The following is a 5336-nucleotide window of genomic DNA, read 5'->3' as shown; positions in this document are numbered from 1 at the left end:
CAAAAACAAAAAGCCCCAGGTGCGATGCACCTGGGGCTTTTTGAACAAGAATAATTGCTTACTCTATTTGGTTGCGGGGGCAGGATTTGAACCTACGACCTTCGGGTTATGAGCCCGACGAGCTGCCAGACTGCTCCACCCCGCGCCTGAATATAAAAAGCCTTAAGCGTTGTGCACTTAAGGCTTGATGCGTAAGAATAACTTTTACTGCCAGCCTTCTTACTGTATCTGGTTGCGGGGGCAGGATTTGAACCTACGACCTTCGGGTTATGAGCCCGACGAGCTGCCAGACTGCTCCACCCCGCGTCTGAAGAATGAAAGTATATAGTGTATTGCAGTGCAATGCAACCAATACACACAATCGGATTAAGAACAGCTCTAACGATTGGGCAATGCTAAACTTCCAAACTACCGATTCAAACAACCTATTGCAGCCTATGAAATTTTGTTCCGAATGTGCGCATCCCGTCAGCCTGCAGATTCCGCCGGACGACAACCGCATGCGTTATGTCTGCAGCAACTGCGGCAGCATTCATTACCAGAATCCGAAAATGGTGATCGGCTCGATTCCGGTTTGGGAGCGAGACGGCGAGCTGCGCTTGCTGCTGTGCAAACGCGCCATCGAACCGCAATACGGCTATTGGACGCTGCCGGCCGGCTTCATGGAAAACGATGAAACCACCAGCGAAGCCGCTCGCCGCGAAACTCAGGAAGAAGCCGGCGCACGGGTCGAACTGCACGAACTTTTTTCTTTGCTGAACGTACCGCATGTGCATCAGGTGCATCTGTTCTATCGCGCCACCTTGCTCGACCTGGATTACGCTGCCGGCGTTGAAAGCCTGGAAGTCGGCTTGTTCACCGAGGCCGAGATCCCGTGGGATGAGATCGCCTTCCCTACGGTCGAGGTTACCTTGCGCGCGTTCTTTGCCGATCTCAAAAAAATCCGCCAGGAAGGCGGTCATTTCAGCTTGCATACCCAGGATATTTTCAAACCCATGCGCCGCTCTGGCGTAGCGGCCAAATAGGGCGCTCACGGAGCCGCGATGATCCCCTGGCTTGAACTGAACAGCCCGTTTCCCGACGTCAGCACAGCCCTGACCGAAGAGGACGGCGCCGCTGGTTTGCTGGCGGCCGGTGCGGATTTGTCGCCGCGGCGTCTGCTGGACGCCTATCGGCATGGCATCTTCCCCTGGTTCTCCGAAAACCAGCCGATTCTCTGGTGGAGCACCGATCCGCGCATGGTGTTGAAGACCGATCGGTTCGCGGTCTCGGCCAGCTTGTACAAGACCTTGCGCAAGGTGCACCGCAGCGTTTCTACAGACCGGCGCTGGCAGATCCGCTTCGATTTCGCCTTCGAACAAGTGATGCGCGAATGCGCCGCGCCGCGCCGCGACGGCGCCGGCACCTGGATCTCGGAAGACATCGTCAAAGGTTACCGCGCCCTGCACCGGCTCGGTTATGCGCACTCGGCGGAAGTATGGCTGGACGGCAAACTGGTGGGCGGCGCTTACGGCGTCAGCATCGGCCATATGTTCTACGGCGAATCGATGTTTACCCGGGTCAGCGACGCTTCCAAAATCGCCCTGGCTTACCTGGTGCATTTCCTGCGCCAGAACGGTGTGGCAATGATCGATTGCCAGCAGCAGACCGATCATCTGGCGTCGCTCGGCGCGCTGCCGATAGCGCGCAGCGAATTTCTGCAGCACCTGACGCAAGCCATCGCCCAGCCGCAGATTCACAACTGGCGTCCGCTGCCCTTGTTTGCCGATTAAAAGCCGCCGCAAGTCCTTATGTAAACGGAAATTACGGTGTAAATTACAGATATATGTCATCGATATGTCATCAGCCGGAATGCACATGACGCACCTCAAAGATCTACCCTTTTCGACGCTGCAGTTCTATGCCACCGCGCCCTATCCATGCAGTTACCTGGAGCATCGCCAGGCCCGCTCGCAGGTAGCGACGCCATCGCATCTGATCAACGCCGATGTCTATTCGGAGCTGGTGAAGAACGGTTTCCGGCGCAGCGGCATTTTCACCTATCGGCCGTATTGCGACGGTTGCCAGGCCTGCACGCCGGTACGCACCGTGGTAGCTTCGTTCAAGCCGAATCGCAGCCAGCGCCGCGCCTGGGAGCGGCATCGCCATCTGACTACACTGGTCACCAACCTGGCGTATGTCCACGAACATTACGATCTGTACCTGCGCTATCAGACCGCGCGCCACAGCGGCGGCGGCATGGACCAGGACAGCCGCGACCAGTACGCCCAGTTCCTGCTGCAAAGCAAAGTGAATACGCGGCTGGTGGAGTTTCGGGAAGCCGACGGCACTTTGCGCATGGTGAGCATTATCGATATCCTGAACGACGGCTTGTCGTCGGTGTACACCTTTTACGATCCCGACGTGCCAGGCGCCTCCTTCGGCACCTATAACGTCTTGTGGCAAATCGGCCAGGCCAGGCAGCTCGGCATGCCTTATGTCTATCTCGGCTACTGGATCAAGGAAAGTCCGAAAATGGCTTACAAAATCAACTTCCAGCCGCTGCAAGCGCTGCGGCATGGAGAATGGAGTGCGTTAGAATAGCCACCGCAGATTTTACTGCACCTGTTTTCCCGCTTGTTTCTCCGCTTATTGTTCATTGATTGCACTCTTATACACAGCCGCCTACCGTGCCAGCCAAACTCCTGTACGCCTTCGCCCGCCCCGCCCTGTTCTCACTCGATCCGGAATCCGCCCACAATCTGACCCTGCCGGCATTGCGCCGCGCCGCTGCGCTGGGGCTCACTTCGCTGCTAGGCAAGATCCCGGCCGATCCGCGCACGGTAATGGGCGTCACTTTCCCCAATCCGGTCGGCCTGGCAGCCGGACTGGACAAGGACGGCGCTTATATCGACGGCCTGGCGGCGCTTGGCTTCGGCTCGATTGAAATCGGCACGGTGACGCCACGCGCCCAGCCCGGCAACCCCAAGCCGCGCATGTTCCGCCTGCCTGCCGCCAACGCCATCATCAATCGCATGGGTTTCAACAATGGCGGCGTCGACGCCTTTGTCGCCAATGTCCAGGCTTCCAGGTTTTACCAGGAACGGCAAGGCGTGCTGGGGCTGAATATCGGCAAGAACGCCGATACGCCGATCGAAAGCGCCGCCGAAGACTATCTGCACTGCCTGCAAAAAGTCTACCCCTACGCCAGCTACGTCACGGTCAATATTTCCTCGCCCAACACCAAGAACCTGCGCCAATTGCAAGGCGCGTCGGAGCTCGACGCCCTGCTCTCGCAGCTCAAGCAAGCACAGCAAAAACTGGCCGATCAGCATAAGCGTTACGTCCCTATCGCCTTGAAGATCGCACCGGACATCGACGCCGAACAAATCAAGACCATCGCCGACGCCTTGCTGCGGCATAAGATAGACGGCGTGATCGCCACCAACACCACCATCAGCCGCGACGCCGTCCGGGGCCTGCAACATGAGAATGAAGCCGGCGGCTTGTCCGGCGCGCCGGTGCTGGCCCTATCCACCAGCGTGGTGCGGCAGTTGCACGGCGAGCTGGGCGATGCGCTGCCTATCATCGGCGTCGGCGGGATTTTCAGCGGTGACGACGCGCGCGCCAAGATTGCTGCCGGCGCCTCGCTGGTGCAGCTGTATAGCGGCCTGATCTATCGCGGCCCGGCGCTGGTGGGTGAGTGTGCGGCGGCGTTGCGTCGGAAAATCTAACGCAAGCCAGGTAGCGGCGTGGCCGCTTCCGTAGATGCGCAAAATCGCGGCCATCCGTGATCAGGCATCGTCCGGCTTCACTTCGGATTTGCGCGGGCGACGGCTGCGCGCGGCGGGCTTGCGCGGCGTTTTTTCCGCTTTGACCGTTGCGTCGTCCGCCGGCTGAGCCGGCGCTTCGACAGCGGCTGGCGTTTCCGGCGCTGTATCGACAACCTGCGCGACAACTTGCGCGACAGCCTGCGTGACAACTTGCGGCACAAGCGCTGCGATTTTCTTTTCGGCCGGCTTGCGGCCTCCGCGTCCCTTGCGGCGGGCTTCCGGTTTGGCGCCGTTGTCTTCAGCCGCCGCCGCTACTGTCGCTGAAACTGTTGCGGCTTCGGGTACATTCGGCAGCGGCAACGGTGCCGCCACCGGCTGTTCCGCCACGACTTCGCCGGCAATCGTGCCGCCATTACTGCCGCTGCTGCGATATACGTAAGTCCCCGATTTCTCGTCACGGCCGAATTCAAGCAGACCGCGTGCCTGTGCTTCTTCCAGCAAATTGCCAAAGGCGCGGAAGCCGTAATATGACTCGCTGAAATCGGGCTTGCGGCGTTTGATCGCCTCTTTCAACACGGAGGCCCAGATCTTGCCGCTGTCGCCGCGTTCGGATACCAAGGCATCGAAAGTCTCAACCGCCATCTCGATCGCCTGGTTCTTGCGCGCTTCCAACTCCGCCTTGCGCCGCTTTTCTTCATCGGGCGAGCGCTTGGCCGCCGGCTGCGTTTCCCGCGTACCGCGTTTGGCGGCCGTACGCCGGCTCTCGCGCACCAGATCGTCATAAAAAATGAATTCGTCGCAATTGGCAACCAGCAGGTCGGAAGTCGATTGCTTGACGCCGACGCCGATCACTTGCTTGGCGTTCTCGCGCAATTTGGAGACCAGCGGCGAGAAATCGGAATCGCCGCTGATGATGACGAAGGTATTGACGTGCGATTTCATGTAGCAAAGATCGAGCGCGTCCACCACCAGCCGAATGTCAGCCGAATTCTTGCCCGACTGGCGCACATGCGGAATTTCGATCAGCTCGAAATTGGCTTCGTGCATGGTGGCCTTGAATTCTTTGTAGCGCTCCCAGTCGCAGTAAGCCTTCTTGACCACGATACTGCCCTTTAGCAGGAGGCGCTCCAGCACCGGCTTGATATCGAACTTCTCGTATTTTGCATCGCGTACGCCGAGCGCGACGTTTTCGAAGTCGCAGAACACTGCCATGCTGAGGTTTTCCGGGGATGATGCCATAGGTTATTGTTCTCCAATGATGGGCTGGGCTTGACGGGCTTGAGATTCATGCACTACAGCGCACATCCATGCCAGCGATTATAGCCAACAACGTCGAGCCCGAACCCATTCCCCGCTGAGATCCCGAGCAGATGCCGCAAGGCATCCGCCAGCTCGGCTTACTTCTCCAGCTTTACTAGGGCCTGTTAACAATTAATTTGAGAGTGCGAACGCGCGGCAGGCGTTGCGTGCCTAGGCGCAGCGACGCGAGGTAGCGGTGCTACCGAATGTTACGTCATGGAGCTGCAACAACGGCATGCGACGCCTGCAGCCGTTCCCGAAGGGTTCCAACCAAAACGTGCGCTG

At 58.9% G+C, this 5336-nt stretch carries 5 protein-coding genes and 2 tRNA genes; 4 read left to right on the top strand and 3 right to left on the bottom strand.

All coding sequences use genetic code 11. The annotated features are described in order from the left end of the window. Positions 1-68: 68 nt before the first annotated feature. Together KHU33_RS25215 and KHU33_RS25210 are read right to left on the bottom strand one after the other, a co-directional pair. A tRNA-Met gene (locus KHU33_RS25215) sits at positions 69-145 on the bottom strand. 84 nt (positions 146-229) lie between these two features. Further along, positions 230-306: transfer RNA gene (locus KHU33_RS25210), tRNA-Met, on the bottom strand. A 131-nt stretch (positions 307-437) separates the two neighbouring features. Here KHU33_RS25210 and KHU33_RS25205 point away from each other — a divergent pair. From KHU33_RS25205 to KHU33_RS25190, 4 genes are all read left to right on the top strand, one after another. Beyond that, positions 438-1025 carry an NUDIX hydrolase gene (locus KHU33_RS25205; protein ID WP_211468154.1) on the top strand — a complete coding sequence of 196 codons (588 nt, stop codon included), beginning with the start codon at positions 438-440 and terminating at the stop codon, positions 1023-1025. 18 nt (positions 1026-1043) lie between these two features. Continuing rightward, on the top strand, positions 1044-1772 hold the full coding sequence (gene aat / locus KHU33_RS25200; RefSeq protein WP_211468152.1) for a leucyl/phenylalanyl-tRNA--protein transferase: 729 nt from the start codon (positions 1044-1046) through the stop codon (positions 1770-1772). Between the two features lie 85 nt (positions 1773-1857). Then, positions 1858-2583 carry an arginyltransferase gene (locus tag KHU33_RS25195; RefSeq protein ID WP_211468149.1) on the top strand — a complete coding sequence of 242 codons (726 nt, stop codon included), beginning with the start codon at positions 1858-1860 and terminating at the stop codon, positions 2581-2583. Between the two features lie 86 nt (positions 2584-2669). Beyond that, positions 2670-3713 (top strand): quinone-dependent dihydroorotate dehydrogenase, encoded by a 1044-nt coding sequence (locus KHU33_RS25190; RefSeq protein ID WP_211468147.1) that lies wholly within the window; start codon positions 2670-2672, stop codon positions 3711-3713. A 60-nt stretch (positions 3714-3773) separates the two neighbouring features. Here the strand turns inward: KHU33_RS25190 and KHU33_RS25185 are convergent, their stop codons facing one another. After that, positions 3774-4991, bottom strand: coding sequence for an NYN domain-containing protein (locus tag KHU33_RS25185; protein ID WP_211468145.1), 1218 nt, complete (start codon positions 4989-4991; stop codon positions 3774-3776). Positions 4992-5336 lie beyond the last annotated feature (345 nt).

It is taken from the genome of Collimonas silvisoli, assembly GCF_018305005.1.
GTDB lineage: Bacteria > Pseudomonadota > Gammaproteobacteria > Burkholderiales > Burkholderiaceae_D > Collimonas > Collimonas silvisoli.
Note: the sequence above shows the minus strand (reverse complement) of the source record. Positions and strands in the feature narration are given on the sequence as shown.

Excerpts from the sequence above, each read along its gene's own strand:
- KHU33_RS25205 (WP_211468154.1), top strand. The coding sequence starts at position 438 with ATGAAATTTTGTTCCGAATGTGCGCATCCCGTCAGCCTGCAGATTCCG.
- aat (WP_211468152.1), top strand. The coding sequence starts at position 1,044 with ATGATCCCCTGGCTTGAACTGAACAGCCCGTTTCCCGACGTCAGCACA.
- KHU33_RS25195 (WP_211468149.1), top strand. The coding sequence starts at position 1,858 with ATGACGCACCTCAAAGATCTACCCTTTTCGACGCTGCAGTTCTATGCC.
- KHU33_RS25185 (WP_211468145.1), bottom strand. The coding sequence starts at position 4,991 with ATGGCATCATCCCCGGAAAACCTCAGCATGGCAGTGTTCTGCGACTTC.